Origin of the sequence: Lentzea sp. NPDC051838 (genome assembly GCF_040681245.1) — a bacterium.
In the GTDB taxonomy this organism is placed as follows: domain Bacteria; phylum Actinomycetota; class Actinomycetes; order Mycobacteriales; family Pseudonocardiaceae; genus Lentzea.
Window position 1 is genome coordinate 14,293 of sequence record NZ_JBFAYI010000024.1, and the last position, 14,105, is coordinate 28,397.

12 protein-coding genes and 1 riboswitch are annotated in these 14,105 nt (G+C 68.7%); of the genes, 7 read left to right on the forward strand and 5 right to left on the reverse strand.

Annotation, left to right across the window (positions count from 1 at the left end; genetic code table 11):
- The first annotated feature begins 139 nt into the window (after positions 1-139).
- The 5 genes from AB0M24_RS35290 to AB0M24_RS35310 all read left to right on the forward strand — a co-directional run bounded on the left by AB0M24_RS35290 (position 140) and on the right by AB0M24_RS35310 (position 5,587).
- Positions 140-1,618: a potassium/proton antiporter gene (locus AB0M24_RS35290; RefSeq protein WP_363777810.1), complete on the forward strand. Its 1,479-nt coding sequence runs from the start codon at positions 140-142 to the stop codon at positions 1,616-1,618.
- Between the two features lie 74 nt (positions 1,619-1,692).
- Positions 1,693-1,807, forward strand: a riboswitch (SAM riboswitch).
- Positions 1,808-1,844: 37 nt separating this feature from the next.
- Positions 1,845-3,176, forward strand: coding sequence for an aminotransferase class V-fold PLP-dependent enzyme (locus AB0M24_RS35295; protein ID WP_363777811.1), 1,332 nt, complete (start codon positions 1,845-1,847; stop codon positions 3,174-3,176).
- Between the two features lie 23 nt (positions 3,177-3,199).
- Entirely contained in the window at positions 3,200-3,991 is a 792-nt protein-coding gene (lspA, locus tag AB0M24_RS35300; RefSeq protein WP_363777812.1) for a signal peptidase II, read from the forward strand.
- Between the two features lie 41 nt (positions 3,992-4,032).
- A complete protein-coding gene (locus AB0M24_RS35305) occupies positions 4,033-4,917 on the forward strand; it encodes an RluA family pseudouridine synthase (RefSeq protein WP_363777916.1) in 885 nt (294 codons plus the stop codon).
- Positions 4,918-4,990: 73 nt separating this feature from the next.
- The gene (locus tag AB0M24_RS35310) at positions 4,991-5,587 is read left to right on the forward strand and encodes an NAD(P)H-binding protein (protein ID WP_363777813.1); all 597 of its coding nucleotides are present in this window, start codon (positions 4,991-4,993) and stop codon (positions 5,585-5,587) included.
- Here the strand turns inward: AB0M24_RS35310 and AB0M24_RS35315 are convergent.
- The gene (locus tag AB0M24_RS35315; RefSeq protein ID WP_363777814.1) at positions 5,565-6,458 is read right to left on the reverse strand and encodes a LysR family transcriptional regulator; all 894 of its coding nucleotides are present in this window, start codon (positions 6,456-6,458) and stop codon (positions 5,565-5,567) included. The two genes, AB0M24_RS35310 and AB0M24_RS35315, sit on opposite strands and share 23 nt — an antisense overlap.
- A gap of 23 nt (positions 6,459-6,481) precedes the next feature.
- Here AB0M24_RS35315 and AB0M24_RS35320 point away from each other — a divergent pair, with 23 nt between their 5' ends.
- Positions 6,482-7,318, forward strand: coding sequence for an inositol monophosphatase family protein (locus AB0M24_RS35320; protein ID WP_363777815.1), 837 nt, complete (start codon positions 6,482-6,484; stop codon positions 7,316-7,318).
- Here the strand turns inward: AB0M24_RS35320 and AB0M24_RS35325 are convergent.
- Together AB0M24_RS35325 and AB0M24_RS35330 are read right to left on the reverse strand one after the other, a co-directional pair.
- Entirely contained in the window at positions 7,287-8,141 is an 855-nt protein-coding gene (locus AB0M24_RS35325; RefSeq protein WP_363777816.1) for an AsnC family protein, read from the reverse strand. The genes AB0M24_RS35320 and AB0M24_RS35325 overlap by 32 nt on opposite strands.
- A 10-nt stretch (positions 8,142-8,151) precedes the next feature.
- Positions 8,152-8,307, reverse strand: coding sequence for a hypothetical protein (locus AB0M24_RS35330; RefSeq protein ID WP_363777817.1), 156 nt, complete (start codon positions 8,305-8,307; stop codon positions 8,152-8,154).
- 58 nt (positions 8,308-8,365) lie between these two features.
- Between AB0M24_RS35330 and dnaE the strand changes: the two genes are divergently transcribed.
- Positions 8,366-11,947 carry a DNA polymerase III subunit alpha gene (gene dnaE / locus AB0M24_RS35335; protein ID WP_363777818.1) on the forward strand — a complete coding sequence of 1,194 codons (3,582 nt, stop codon included), beginning with the start codon at positions 8,366-8,368 and terminating at the stop codon, positions 11,945-11,947.
- On the opposite strand, the gene AB0M24_RS35340 is transcribed toward dnaE, so the two are convergent.
- Both AB0M24_RS35340 and AB0M24_RS35345 read right to left on the reverse strand, forming a co-directional pair.
- A complete protein-coding gene (locus AB0M24_RS35340; RefSeq protein ID WP_363777819.1) occupies positions 11,944-13,587 on the reverse strand; it encodes an MOSC domain-containing protein in 1,644 nt (547 codons plus the stop codon). The genes dnaE and AB0M24_RS35340 overlap by 4 nt on opposite strands.
- Positions 13,587-14,075 (reverse strand): CGNR zinc finger domain-containing protein, encoded by a 489-nt coding sequence (locus AB0M24_RS35345; protein ID WP_363777820.1) that lies wholly within the window; start codon positions 14,073-14,075, stop codon positions 13,587-13,589. Before AB0M24_RS35345 ends, AB0M24_RS35340 begins: the two co-directional genes overlap by 1 nt.
- Positions 14,076-14,105 lie beyond the last annotated feature (30 nt).

Sequence of the window (14,105 nt, forward strand, 5' to 3'; positions counted from 1 at the left end):
GGTTCAACTCCGTGCAGGGTAGGGATTGAGCCACTGATCAACATGCTCCACCGCGCATGAGCCCAGTAGGGGCGAACGGCGGGTGTTGTTAACGCGTCTGATTCGTCCAATTCGGTGGTGATCAACCAGAATGGTCCAGGTGGGTGACATCACGGTCGTGCTGGGCATCGGCGCAGCCGTACTGCTGATCTCCGTGATCGCGGTGCGGGTGTCGATCCGGCTCGGCCTGCCCTCGCTGTTGCTGTACCTGGGCATCGGAGTGCTCCTCGGCGAGTCGGTGTTCGGCATCAAGTTCGACGACGCCGACCTGACGCAGTCTCTCGGCATCGCGGCCCTGGTGCTGATCCTGACCGAGGGCGGGCTCACGACCCGTTGGCACGCCGTGAAGACGTCGCTGTGGTTAGGCGTGGCACTGTCCACAGTGGCCGTCGCGGTGAGCGTCGCGGTCACCGGCACGGCGTTGCACTTCCTGCTCGGTCTCGACTGGCGGATGGCGCTGCTGTGGGGCGCGGTGCTGTCGTCCACGGACGCGGCGGCCGTGTTCAGCGTGCTGCGGTCGCTGGGAGTGGGGGCGCGGCTCACGGGCGCGCTCGAACTGGAATCAGGCCTCAACGACGCGCCGGTCTACATCGCCGTGGTGCTGCTGGCGTCGGCGGACAAGATCTCGTGGACCGCGCCGTTGCTGGTGCTCTACGAACTCGCGGCGGGCGCGCTCATCGGCGTGCTGCTCGGCGTTTTCGGTGCGGCGGCACTGAGACGCGCGGCGCTTCCCGCCACCGGCTTGTACCCACTCGCCACCGTCGCCGTGTGCGTGATCGCTTACACCGCAGGCGATCTGGTGCACGCGTCCGGCTTCCTCGCCGTCTACGTCGCCGCGCTCGCCCTCGGTAACGCCCGCCTGCCGCACCGCGCCGACACCCTCTCGTTCGCCGAGGGGCTGGGATGGCTCGCCCAGATCGGGCTCTTCGTCTTACTCGGCCTGTACGCCTCGCCGTCGCGGCTGCTCGACGCGCTGGTTCCCGCGCTGATCGCGGGCGTGGTGCTGACGTTCGTGGCACGGCCGCTGTCGGTCGTGCTCGCCTCGCTGCCGTTCAAGGTGCCGTGGCGGGAGCAGGCGTTCCTCTCCTGGTCGGGGCTGCGCGGTGCCGTGCCGATCGTGTTCGCGCTGATTCCGTTGATCCAGGGCGTCGAGGGTGCGCGCGACCTGGTCGACGCGGTGTTCGTGCTGGTCATCGTGCTGACGGCGGTGCAGGGTTCGACGTTGCCGTTCCTCGCGCGGCGGCTCGGGCTGGTGAACCTGCACGAGGCGCAGGAGGTGCAGGTCGACTCCTCGCCGTTGGACGAGCTGGGCGCCGAGCTGCTGCAGGTGCACATCCAGCGCGGGTCGAAGCTGCACGGCGTCTACATGACCGAGCTGCGGCTGCCGAGCGGCGCCACGGTGAGCCTCGTGGTGCGGTCGGGGAAGAGTTTCACGCCACAGCCGACGACTCGGCTGCAGGTCGACGACCAGTTGCTCATCGTGACCACCGAAGAGGCGCGCGATGCCGCTGAGCGGCGCATACGTGCCGTGGACCGGGCCGGTCGCTACGCACGGTGGAAGGGCGAGACAGGCGACTAGCTCGGTCTCCGAGGCTTCTCAGCATGTGATCGGTGGTCGACTTCCGCCGCGAGGCTCCGCTAACGTCATCGGCAGGTCATGAGAGCCAGCGTCAAGCCCAAGCTTGCTGGCCGGCAACCCTCCAACCGCGGTGGGGTGCCCTTGGTGAGGACCTGGTCCGGCGCGTGGGGCGCCGGTCAAGCGCGGGCCTTCGCAGAACGGGGCCCCTGGCCTCGGAGGCAGTTCGATGACGCTCGCGATCACCCCTCAGACTGTTACCTCGGTTCCCGCTGTCGTCGGCGCTGACCTGCGCGTTCCTCTCGTCACCGGAGAGCGCGTGACGTATGCGAACCTCGATCACGCGGCCTCTGCGCCCTGTCTGCAGGAGGTGCGCGACGCCGTCGACGAGCTGCTGCCCTGGTACGCCAGCGTGCACCGCGGCGCCGGGTTCGCCTCCCAGGTCTCCACTCGCGTCTACGAGCAGGCGCGGGACCGCATCCGCAAGTTCGTCGGCGCCCACTCGTCCGACACCGTCGTCTTCACCCGCAACACCACGGATTCGCTGAACCTGTTGGCGCGCAGCGTTCCTCGCAACACCGCCGTCGTGCTGTTCGACAGCGAGCACCACGCCGCTCTGCTGCCGTGGCGTGGCCCGAACGTTCAGCGCATTCCCGCCCCGTCGTCGTCCGGCGCTGCTGTTGTCGCGCTGGACCGGGCTCTTGCCGCCGCCCCGGTCGGCCCGAGGCTCGTGATCGTCACCGGGGCGTCCAACGTCACGGGGGAGCTGTGGCCGGTCGCGGAGCTCGCGAAGGTCGCCCGCAGGCACGGCGCGCGCATCGCGCTCGACGCCGCGCAGCTCGCCCCGCACCGCCCGATCAACGTCCGTGAGCTGGGCGTCGACTACATCGCGTTCTCCGGCCACAAGATCTACGCGCCGTTCGGTGCCGGCGTCCTGGTGGGTCGCGCGGACTGGCTGCAGCAGGCTCAGCCGTACCTGGTGGGCGGCGGTGCGACGGCCAAGGTGACCGACCACGGCGACCGGCTCGGCGTGGCCTGGTCCGCGGTGCCGGAGCGGCACGAGGCCGGCAGCCCGAACGTCGTCGGCGTGCACGCGCTGGCGTCGGCCTGCGAGATCCTGTCGCGGCACTGGGAGCAGACGGTCGCGCACGAGCAGGAGCTGCTGACGCGCCTGCAGGACGGGCTGCGCTCGATCCCTGGCTTCCGCGAGCTGTCGATCCTGACCGACGCCGACAAGGTGGGCGTCGTGAGCTTCACGATCTCCGGCTTCGACGCGGGCTTCCTCGCGGCGGCGCTGTCCTGCGAGTACGGCATCGGCGTCCGTGACGGAGCGTTCTGCGCCCACGTGATCGTCGGGCGGCTCGTCAAGCAGGCCGGATCGCACGAGGAGCGCGCCGTGCGTGCCTCGATCGGCCTGGGTACGACCGCCGAGCACGTCGACCGCCTGGTGGCCGCGCTGCGCACTCTCGTCACCGAGGGTCCGAAGTGGACCTACACGCAGCGCGACGGCCGCTGGGTGCCCGAGGACGACAGCCGAACCCTGCCGCCGTTCCTCGCGTAGTTCCGGTAGTGGACAATGACCTGGTGAGTGACGAGTCCAAGGCCGCCGACGAGGTCGCTGAGAAGCCTGCGGAAGAGCAGGTCAGCGAGCCGAAGCCGGTCGCGGATCGCAAGTCCAACGAGTTCGTCGGGGTCGATCTCGCCGACGACGAAGCCGACGACGCCGGCGCGGACACCAAAACCGAGGCCGTGGCCGTGGTCGCGGAGCTGCCGGCCGAGGAGGAGAAGCCCGCCGCCGAGCGGGTCGTGTCCTCCGACGACGTCATCGAGCCGGAGTTCGCGATCAGCGGTTCGCTGCCCGAGCCGCGGATCAAGATCCTCGCGGTGCTGGCCGCCGTCGTGCTGGCGCTGGACGTCCTCACCAAAGTCCTGTCCGTGGCGTTCCTCGAGGGTGCCGACCCGATCAAGCTGTTCGGCGGCGTGCTCTACCTGACGTTCGTCCGCAACCCCGGCGCCGCGTTCGGCATGGCCGAGGGCATGACGTGGATCCTGGCGCTCATCGCGCTGGGCGTCGCCGGGTTCATCCTCTGGATCTCGCGCAACCTCCGCTCCCAGCCGTGGGCCGTCGGGCTCGGGCTGGTGCTGGGCGGGGCCCTCGGCAACCTGGCCGACCGGCTGTTCCGGCAGCCTGGGCCGATGCGCGGCCACGTGGTGGACTTCCTGTCGCTGTTCGACCCGTTCGGCCGAGTGTGGCCGGTGTTCAACGTCGCCGACATGGCGATCGTCTGCGGTGGCGCGACGATCGTGGTGCTGGCGCTTCTGCAGCACGACTACGACGGGACGGTTCACAAAGAAGAGAAGAAGGTCGACGCGTGAGCGGTTACCGAACGCTGCCCATTCCGGACGGGCTGGACGGCATGCGTGTCGACGCGGGCCTCGCGAAGCTGCTGGGTCTGTCCCGCACCGCGATCGCGTCGATCGCCGACGCCGACGACGTGCTGATCGACGGCAGGGTCGTGGGCAAGTCCGACCGGCTGACGGCCGGTGCGATGCTGGAGATCACGCTGCCCGCTCCGCCGCAGCCGGTCACCGTGCAGGCGATCCCGGTCGAGGGCCTGGTCGTGATCCACGAGGACGACGACATCATCGTGGTCGACAAGCCGGTGGGCGTCGCCGTGCACCCGTCACCAGGGTGGACCGGGCCGACCGTCGTGGGCGGGCTCGCCGCCGCCGGCCACCGCATCGCCACGTCCGGTGCCGCCGAACGCCAGGGTGTCGTGCACCGGCTCGACGTCGGCACCACGGGCGTCATGGTCGTCGCCAAGTCCGAGTCCGCCTATTCGGCTTTGAAGCACGCCTTCAAAGAGCGGACCGTCGACAAGGTCTACCACGCGATCGTGCAGGGGCACCCGGACCCGATCAAGGGCACCATCGACGCCCCGATCGACCGGCACCCGAAGCACGACTACAAGTTCGCGGTGATGAACTCCGGCAAGCCGTCGATCACGCACTACGAGGTGATCGAGGCGTTCCGGGCGGCGTCGTTCGTCGAGGTGCACCTGGAAACCGGGCGCACGCACCAGATTCGCGTGCACTTCTCGGCGCTGCACCACCCGTGTGTCGGCGACCTGACGTACGGGGCGGACCCGACGCTGGCCAAGCGGCTCGGCGTGACCCGGCAGTGGCTGCACGCGCGGCAGCTCGGCTTCCACCACCCGGCCGACGGCCAGTGGGTCACCTACACGTCGGAATACCCGGCTGATCTCGCCGAATCGCTGGAAAAGCTGCGCGAAGAAGGCTGATTGCGTCTGGGTAAATCACCGGTTGATGACATTGCACTTGATGTTAATCGGTGTGCTCAATAGCGTTTTCGGCATGCACCTGACAATTCTCGCGGCTTCCGGCCGGACCGGTCTCGCCCTCACCCGCCAGGCTCTGGAGCGTGGCCACACCGTCACCGCGATCGCCCGCGACCCGCGGAAAATCGGCCTGGACCACCCGAACCTGCGCAAGGTCGCCGGTGATGTGAGCGACCCTTCGAGCATTTCCCTCGACGTGGACTCCGTCGTGCTGTCCGGCCTCGGCACGGACCGCGCGGGCGTCCTCCTCGACGGCGCCAAGGCGGTCGTCGCCGCCGGGCCGCGCCGGATCATCTGGCTCGGCGCCTATGGAACGGGCGGGTCGGCAGAGGCCGCGGGCGAGGGCGCCGCTGTCCTCTGGAAGTTCCTGGGCGACCGGATTCCGGACAAGATCGCGGCCGACAACGCCGTCCTCGCCGCCGGGGGCACCGTCTTCCACGCGGGGGTGCTCAGCGATGAACGCGAAAGCCCAGACCGCCGCACGGTCGGGCTGGACGCCGGGCCGCCGTTCGACCTCGGTGCGAAGGTCAGCCGCGAAACCGTGGCGGCCGCGATGCTCGACGAGGCCGAGAACCCGCGTTTTCCCGGCGTCATCGCGCTAGCACTTCCGTGAGAGTCGCCCGCACCTGGTCGCGCAGCCATGCGTGGGCGAGGTCCGAGTCGTAGCGCTGGTGCCAGTTGCAGTTGATCGCCGCCTCCGGTGACTCGACCGGCAGCGGCCGGGTGACCAGCCCGAACGCCTCGATCAACGGCCGGCAGAGGATCGTCGTGGTGGTCACGAGCGCGTCGCTCGCCGCCGCGATCTGCAGGGCGGTGTGCACCGTCGCCACGGTCGCGATCACCTTGCGCTGCAACCCTTCCGCCGCCAACACGTCGTCGATCGGCGCGGTCAGCCGACCACGTCGGGAGACCAGTACGTGCGGGTAGGCCGCGTAGGCGCGCAGATCCAGTTCGCCGCACGGGTGACCGGACCGCATGACCACGGCGAGCGGATCGGTGCCGAGGGTCTCGGAGCGGAACTCCGGCAGATCCGGGGTGCCGCCGCCGAGCTCCAGGTCGACGCGGTGCCGCAGGTCGTCGGTGTCGCCGGAGTGCTCGGCCAGCACCCGCAGCCGCACACCCGGTGCCTGCTCCGCGATCCGGCCCACCAGCGACGGGATGACGGACGAGGCCAGCGCGTCGTGGCACTGCACGGTGAACGTGCGGTCCAGGGCGGAGAGGTCCAGCTCACGGCTCGGCGACAGCACGGCGTTCGCCTCCCGCACCAGCCGGCGCACCTCCTCGGCGATCCCGAGCGCGTACGGCGTCGGCGTCATCGAGTGGCCCGTCCGCACCAGGATGTCGTCGCCGGTCACCTTCCTGATCCGGCCGAGCGTGCGGCTGACCGCGGGTGACGACAGGTGCAGCCGCTGCGCCGCTCCCATCACGCTGCCCTCTTCGAGCAGGGCGTCCAGCACGGTCAACAGGTTCAGATCCGCTTGCATGACAGTCAATCTTGGAGGAAGCCATGCCCACCACCGCTACCGGCGCCACCACCGCCCCCGCGCCCGCAGCTCTCACCGCCGCCACCACCGCGGCAGTCCGGCGTGCAGGGAGCCGGATGCTGAACCGCTACTCGACCGAATCTCGCGCCTCAAGCCTCGCCGAGATCATCGAGGCCGTCCGCGCCAACGACGCGGCCGTCGTCGACCTGCTCCAGCCCGAACTGACCGCGATCCACCTGAGCGCGAACTGGCTCAACGACGAACACGGCTCCGGAGCGCTCGACGAGGGCGACTGGTGGCTCGTCGACCCCGTCGGCGGCAACATGAACGCGGTCCACGGCATGACCGACTGGAACATCGGCGTCAGCCTGGTCCGCGACGGCCGCCCGGTGCTGGCCGTCCTGTACTTCCCGCTGTTCGACGAGATGTTCACGGCCACCGAGGGCGGCGGTGCGTTCCTCAACGGAGTGCGGCTCCAGGTCTCGGACAAGACCTCACTCGACGGCGCGCTGGCGGGCACCGGCCAGGCTCAGCCCGGTCAGGGGCCGGAGATGGCGGACCGGGTCGGCGCCTCGTACGCCGCGATGGCGAAGGAGGCTCTCTACGTGCGGATCTCCGTGCCGGTGACCCATCAGCTCGCCCAGGTCGCCGCCGGTCGGATGGACGTGCACTGGCAGTACGACAACGTGCGCGCGCACGCGTCCGGTGTGCTGCTCGTGCAGGAGGCAGGCGGTGTCGTCACGGATCTCGACGGCAAGCCGTGGGAGCTGACCAGCCGTGAGTACCTGGCCGCGGCGCCGGGCGTGCACGCGGCGGCGCTGGACGTGCTCAGTCCTCTACGGTCCACACCAGCGTGTTGATGTCCACCTCGGGGCGGACGCTCCAGCGGACCTGGATCACCTCGGTCGTGTCCGGCAGGACGAAGACCGTGTGGCCGCCCGCCGTCTCACCGGGCTGCGCGCCCAGCTTGTGCGCGGGGCGCGAGGAGAGCGAGACCGGGGCCTTGGTGACCGTTTCGCCGGTCTTCGTGACCAGGACCAGGTACATGTCCGGCAGCGAGGTGTACGGGACCTGCGAGGTGTTGGTGACCTCGGTGTGGACGACCACGGCCCGTTCACCCTCGGCCAGCTTGTAGCCCGCCGCGGTGAAGAGGAAGTCGGCCGGGTCCACGACCTCGACGAGCTGGATCGAGAGGTGCGCGCCCTCGAGGCTGTCGGCCTCCAGGGTGGAGCCGATCTTGCCGGTCCGCGAGAACGGCTTGGGCTGCGCCTGGTCCGCCCGGACCCAGCCCGCGGACTGCGGCGGGCCCCAGGTGGCCTGCGGCTGGGCCGGGAAGGGCTGGCTGGGCGGGTTCTGCGGGGCGTACTGCGGGGCGTACTGCGGGGGCTGCGCGGGGCCGGTGACGTGGTGGGGGCCGCTCTGGTGCACCGAGTACGGGCCGGAGGGCGGGCCGCCCATGTAGTTGCCGTAGGCGGCGGCGTTCGCGAGGGCTCGGCGGATGCCGTTCGGGTCGCATTCGACGCCGACGAGCAGGGGCAGGCCGCTGCCCGAGAGGGTGATGAGGCGCATGGCGGCTTCGCGCGGGTCCATGCCCAGGCGCTGGGCGATCTCGTGCACGGCTGCACGGCCCGACTCGGCCAGGACGGCGAGCAGGCGTGCGTCTACGGGATCAGGGGCCACCACGCGGTGAACGCTACCTTCCGCCTGCGATCTTCGCGTCACCGCCTACCGGATCGAGATCAAGGTGACGTGCGCTGTCGTGCGCGCGATTGATCGCCGACGAGCTGTAGAATGCCGACCTTTTGCCCTGGCGGAAGATCTTGAAACCGTTGGGCGGGTCGACGTTCATGAACCAAAGCAAGTCGGCTAGTCTCGACGAGCGCCAGGGGCCTTCCCGTCCCCCTCATATGCGCGGAAACGCTTGCTATACAAGGGGGTTGCCCGTGTCGGACTCGTTTGTGCATCTGCACGTGCACACCGAGTACTCGATGCTCGACGGTGCGGCGAAGCTCAAGGACATGTTCGCCGAGTGCGAGCGCATGGGCATGCCCGCCGCGGCCATCACCGACCACGGCAACATGTACGGGGCCTACGACTTCTTCAAGCAGGCGCAAGGTGCCGGGATCAAACCGATCATCGGCATCGAGGCCTACATGGCGCCCGAGTCGCGGTTCAACAAGAAGCGCGTGCTGTGGGGCGATCCCGGGCAGAAGGCGGACGACGTGTCGGCGTCCGGCGCGTACACGCACCAGACGATCTGGGCGCGCAACGCCGAGGGCCTGCACAACCTGATGAAGCTGTCGAGCCTCGCGTCGACCGAGGGGCAGCTCGGCAAGTGGCCGCGGATGGACGCGGAGCTGATCGCCGAGCACAGCGCCGGGCTGATGGCGACCACCGGGTGCCCGTCCGGTGAGGTGCAGACCCGGCTGCGGCTGGGCCATGAGAAGGAAGCGCTGGAGGCTGCTGCCAAGTGGCAGGAGATCTACGGCAAAGAGAACTTCTACATGGAGATCATGGACCACGGCATCGAGATCGAGAGCCGGGTTCGCGGGGGTCTGCTGGAGATCCAGAAGAAGCTCGACATCCCGTTCGTCGTGACGAACGACTCGCACTACACGTTCCCGACGGACAAGGAGACGCACGAGGCGCTCCTGTGCATCCAGACGGGCAAGACGCTGCAGGACCCGACGCGGTTCAAGTTCGACGGCACGGGTTACTACCTGAAGTCGCCGGACGAGATGCGCGCGGTGGACAGCAGCGACGCGTGGCAGGAGGGGTGCCGCAACACCCTGCTGATCGCGGAGAAGGTCGACACGACCGGCATGTTCGCGTTCAAGAACCTCATGCCGGTCTACCCGGTGCCGGACGGGCTGACGGAGGACCAGTTCTTCCGCGACGAGGTCTGGCGCGGCATGCACCGGCGGTTCCCGAACGGGGTCGACGACGAGCACACCAAGCAGGTGGAGTTCGAGATCGGCGTCATCCTGCAGATGGGGTTCCCGTCGTACTTCCTCGTCGTCGCGGACTTCATCAACTGGGCCAAGGCCAACGGCATCCGCGTCGGCCCCGGTCGTGGTTCCGCTCCCGGAGCGCTCATCGCGTACGCGCTCGGCATCACGGACCTCGACCCGTTGCCGCACGGCCTGATCTTCGAGCGGTTCCTGAACCCGGACCGCGTCTCGCCGCCCGACATCGACATCGACTTCGACGAGCGTCGGCGCGGTGACGTCATCCGGTACGTCACGGAGAAGTGGGGCTCGGCGAACGTCGCCCAGGTCATCACGTTCGGCACCATCAAGGCGAAGGCCGCCATCAAGGACTCCGCCCGGGTTCTGTACGGGCAGCCCGGGTACGCGGTCGCCGACCGGATCTCCAAGGCGATGCCGCCCGCCGTCATGGGCAAGGACATCCCGCTGTCCGGCATCTTCGACTCGTCGCACAAGCGGTACAACGAGGCCACCGAGGTCCGCGGGCTCTACGACACGGACCCGCAGGTCAAGGAGATCATCGACACCGGTCGTGGTCTCGAGGGCCTGATCCGCAACGCCGGTGTGCACGCGTGTGCGGTCATCATGTCCGCGGAACCGCTGATGGACCACATCCCGGTCTGGATGCGCCCGCAGGACGGCTCGATCATCACGCAGTTCGACTACCCGACGTGCGAGACGCTCGGCCTGCTGAAGATGGACTTCCTCGGTCTGTCGAACCTCACGACGATCGACGACGCCCTGCGCAACATCGAGCTCAACGGCAAGGGCAAGATCGAGATCACCGACGGCGCGCAGGTGCCGTTGAACGACAAGAAGACGTACGAGCTGCTCGGCCGCGGCGACACGCTGGGTGTGTTCCAGCTCGACGGTTCGGCGCTGCGCGACCTGCTGCGGCTGATGAAGCCGGACAACTTCGAAGACGTCTCGGCCGTCATCGCCCTGTACCGGCCGGGTCCGATGGGCGCGAACTCGCACACGAACTACGCGCTGCGCAAGAACAAGCTCCAGGAGATCACGCCGATCCACGAGGAGTTCGTCGACTCGCTCGCGGACATCCTGGACACGACCTACGGCCTGATCGTCTACCAGGAGCAGGTCATGGCGATCGCGCGGAAGGTCGCGGGCTACACGTTGGCCCAAGCAGACCTTCTCCGCCGCGCGATGGGCAAGAAGAAGAAGGAGATCCTCGACAAGGAGTTCGAGGGCTTCGAGAAGGGCATGATCGACCAGGGGTACTCGAAAGAGGCGATCAAGACCCTCTGGGACATCCTGGTTCCCTTCGCCGACTACGCGTTCAACAAGGCGCACTCCGCCACCTACGGCGTCATCGCGTACTGGACCGCGTACCTCAAGGCGAACTACCCGGCCGAGTACATGGCCGCGCTGCTCACCACGAACTCCGACAACAAGGACAAGTCGGCGATCTACCTCGCCGAGTGCCGGCGCATGGGCATCACGGTGCTCCCGCCGGACGTCAACGAGTCCGAGCGCGAGTTCGCCCCGGTCGGCAAGGACATCCGCTTCGGTCTCGGCGCGATCCGCAACGTCGGCGCCAACGTCGTCGACTCGATCATCAAGGCGCGCAAGGAGAAGGGGAAGTTCGTCGACTTCTCCGACTTCCTGCGCAAGATCGACGCCACGGCCTGCAACAAGAAGGTCGTCGAGTCGCTGATCAAGGCCGGCGCGTTCGACTCGCTGGGCCACCCGCGCAAGGGCCTGCACATGGTCCACGTGGACGCGGTCGACGCCGTGATGATCACGAAGAAGGAAGAGGCCAAGGGCCAGTTCGACCTCTTCGGCGGCGGCGACTCGGACGACGAGGACATCGCGGGCGTCTTCGACGTGAAGATCCCGGTCGAGAACTGGGAGTCCAAGCACCAGCTCGCCCTCGAACGCGAGATGCTCGGCCTCTACGTGTCCGGGCACCCGTTGAACGGCGTCGAGCACGTGCTGGAGTCCTATTCGGACGCGTCGATCGCTCGGATCCTGGAAGGCGACGTCCCCGACGGCCACCAGGTCACGCTCGGCGGCATCCTCGCCTCGGTGACGCGACGGGTGAACAAGAACGGCGAGTCGTGGGCCTCGGCCCAGCTCGAGGACCTCGCCGGTGGCATCGAGGTGCTGTTCTTCCCGAAGAGCTTCATGGTGCACGGCATGTCGGTCGTCGAGGACGCGATCGTGCTGGTCAAGGCCCGCGTGGCCAAGCGCGACGACCGCATCTCGCTGATCGCCAACGACTTGGTGGTGCCGGACCTGAGCGAGATCGGGTCGCGGGCGTTGAAGCTGAAGATGCCGGCCACCAAGTGCCGTACGGAGATCGTCACGCAGCTCAAGGACGTCCTGCGGGCGCACCCCGGCTCGACCGAGGTGCACCTCAACCTGATCATCAACGCGTCGCGCAACACCATGCTGAAGCTGGACGACGCGCTGCGGGTGTCGCCGACGCCGTCGCTGATGGGTGACCTGAAGGCGTTGCTCGGCCCGGGCTGCCTGGGCTAGAGGTCCAAGACCAGATCGGTTTCCGGCCGGGCGCAGCAGACGAGCGCCTGGCCGGGAGCCGGTGGTTCCAGCGGGTCCGGGTCGTGCCGGACGGTGCCGGACACGATCGGTGTCACGCACGTGTGGCAGACGCCGGTGCGGCACGACCAGCGGGTCGGGACGTCGCACGCTTCCGCTAGTTCGAGGATCGACTCGCCACCTCGCAAGGCCGCGGTCAGGCCACTGCGGGCGAACGTGATCTTCCGGCCGTCGCCTTGGCGTTCGGGTTGGTGCGGTGCAACGGTTTTCGTGCCGATCAGGCCGGGGTTGATGGACGAACGCGCCCCGAACAGCTCGCTGTGGATGCGGGCCGGGTCGAAGCCGAGGTCGATGAGGGCGGCGCGCATGTCGGCCATGAAAGCGTTGGGGCCGCAGAGATACGCGGAGGCGCCAGTGGGAAGGGCGAGTCCGGCGAGGTCGGCTCGGGTGAGGCGGCCGCGGCTCTGGGCGGGGGCTGAGGGGTCGTCGGTGAGGTGGACGTGTTCATGGCCTCGAGGCATTCCCGCCAGCACCTCCGCAGCCTCGGCCGCGAAGGAGTGGTCGGCAGAGCGCGTGGTGTGCAGCCACCAAACCTCCCGCTCAGTGCCCTTGAGCGCGTGCAGCATCGCGAGCACCGGCGTGACGCCGACTCCTGCGGACAGCAGGATCACCGGTTCGGTCCCGGCCTCCAGGACGAAATCGCCTCGCGGGGCGGCGACGTCGAGTGTGTCGCCCACCTTGAGCTCGGTGTGGAGGTACGTGCTGACCAGGCCGTCGCGCTTGACGCTGATCCGGTACGCATCGGACGAGAGTGAGTAGCTCCGCACCCCTGCACCTGGCACGCGCACGGTCACGTACTGGCCGGGAGTGGCAGGCGGCAGGCCGTCACCGTCGAGGTGGAACGACGTGACAGTCGGGCTCTCCTGCACGATCTTCGTGACTCGCAGCGGCCGGAATCCTTGCCACTGCGTCGATTCCTCGGGCTGAGGGGTGAGGAGGTCGCGGAACGAGCCCTGCCATCCCGGACTCAGTGCCGGGATGTCGACCGCCTTGCGCAGCTTCTCGGGATCCTTGCCTGGCAGGTAGAGCAGCGCGTCGATGTCCGCCACGCTCATCTCGTGCCTGCCGACGCGGGTGCGCACGATCTCGTCGCCCGCCTGGACCTCGCCCTCGGTGATCACGCGCAGGTAGAAGCCGGGGCGGCCGTGCGCGACCATCAACGACGGCATGCGGGGTTCGCCGAGGCGCATGCCGACGCGGTAGCACGTGACGCGCGGCTGCGTGACCTCGAACTCCGCCTGGCCGATGCGGAACCGGTCGCCGATGTGCACCTCGGTGTCGGCCAGACCGTCGACGGTGAAGTTCTCGCCGAACTGGCCGTACTCGAACTCCCGGCCGAGTTCGGAGCGCCAGTGTTCGTACGACTCCCGTTGGTACACAAGGACTGCGCGGTTCTCGCCGCCGTGCCCGCCGAGGTCGCCCTGGCCGTCGCCGTCGACGTTGAGCCGCCGGACCATCAGCGGACCGGAGACCGGTTGCTTGAAGATTCCGGTGTGGACGGTCTGGCCGCGCCACGAGACGTCCTTGGGCAGACCGACGTTCAACGACAGCAGGTGGGCCATCACTGGGCCTCTCGGGTGCGCTGGTAGTGGCGGCGGGCCTTCATCCTGTTGCCGCACACCGCCATCGAACACCAGCGGGCGGTGTTCGGCTTGCTGGTGTCGATCAGGAACAGCCGGCACTCGTCGTTGGCGCACGGGCGCAGCCGGCCGGGGCTGGAGACGCGCAGCGCGTCCCACGCGAGCACGGCCTGGGCGGCGGCGGAACGACCGGCGGGCAGGTCGAGGTGCCAGGCGACACCCGAGTCGAACCCGGCCGTCTGACGCACGCCCTCGACGAACGGCGCCAACGCAGAGGGCTCGCCACCGCGAACGACGGCCTGCAACGCCGTACGCGCCGACACCAGAGCACGCCACTCGTCCTCCGACACGGGCTGGTCGTGGGCGGAGAGCCAGCTCAGGCCTGCCTCGGGGGAAGCGAGGTCGTCGCGCGGCACGCCGTCGACCACCGGCGTCGTGTTCAGCAGGTCCAGCAGCAGGGCCTCGCTCATCTCTAACCTCCAAAGTTGCCCTTGACAGGT

Coding starts and splice junctions, on each gene's coding strand:
- AB0M24_RS35295 (WP_363777811.1), top strand. CDS start 1,845: ATGACGCTCGCGATCACCCCTCAGACTGTTACCTCGGTTCCCGCTGTC.
- AB0M24_RS35305 (WP_363777916.1), top strand. CDS start 4,033: ATGCGTGTCGACGCGGGCCTCGCGAAGCTGCTGGGTCTGTCCCGCACC.
- AB0M24_RS35310 (WP_363777813.1), top strand. CDS start 4,991: ATGCACCTGACAATTCTCGCGGCTTCCGGCCGGACCGGTCTCGCCCTC.
- AB0M24_RS35315 (WP_363777814.1), bottom strand. CDS start 6,458: ATGCAAGCGGATCTGAACCTGTTGACCGTGCTGGACGCCCTGCTCGAA.
- AB0M24_RS35320 (WP_363777815.1), top strand. CDS start 6,482: ATGCCCACCACCGCTACCGGCGCCACCACCGCCCCCGCGCCCGCAGCT.
- AB0M24_RS35330 (WP_363777817.1), bottom strand. CDS start 8,307: ATGAACGTCGACCCGCCCAACGGTTTCAAGATCTTCCGCCAGGGCAAA.
- dnaE (WP_363777818.1), top strand. CDS start 8,366: ATGCGCGGAAACGCTTGCTATACAAGGGGGTTGCCCGTGTCGGACTCG.
- AB0M24_RS35340 (WP_363777819.1), bottom strand. CDS start 13,587: ATGGCCCACCTGCTGTCGTTGAACGTCGGTCTGCCCAAGGACGTCTCG.
- AB0M24_RS35345 (WP_363777820.1), bottom strand. CDS start 14,075: ATGAGCGAGGCCCTGCTGCTGGACCTGCTGAACACGACGCCGGTGGTC.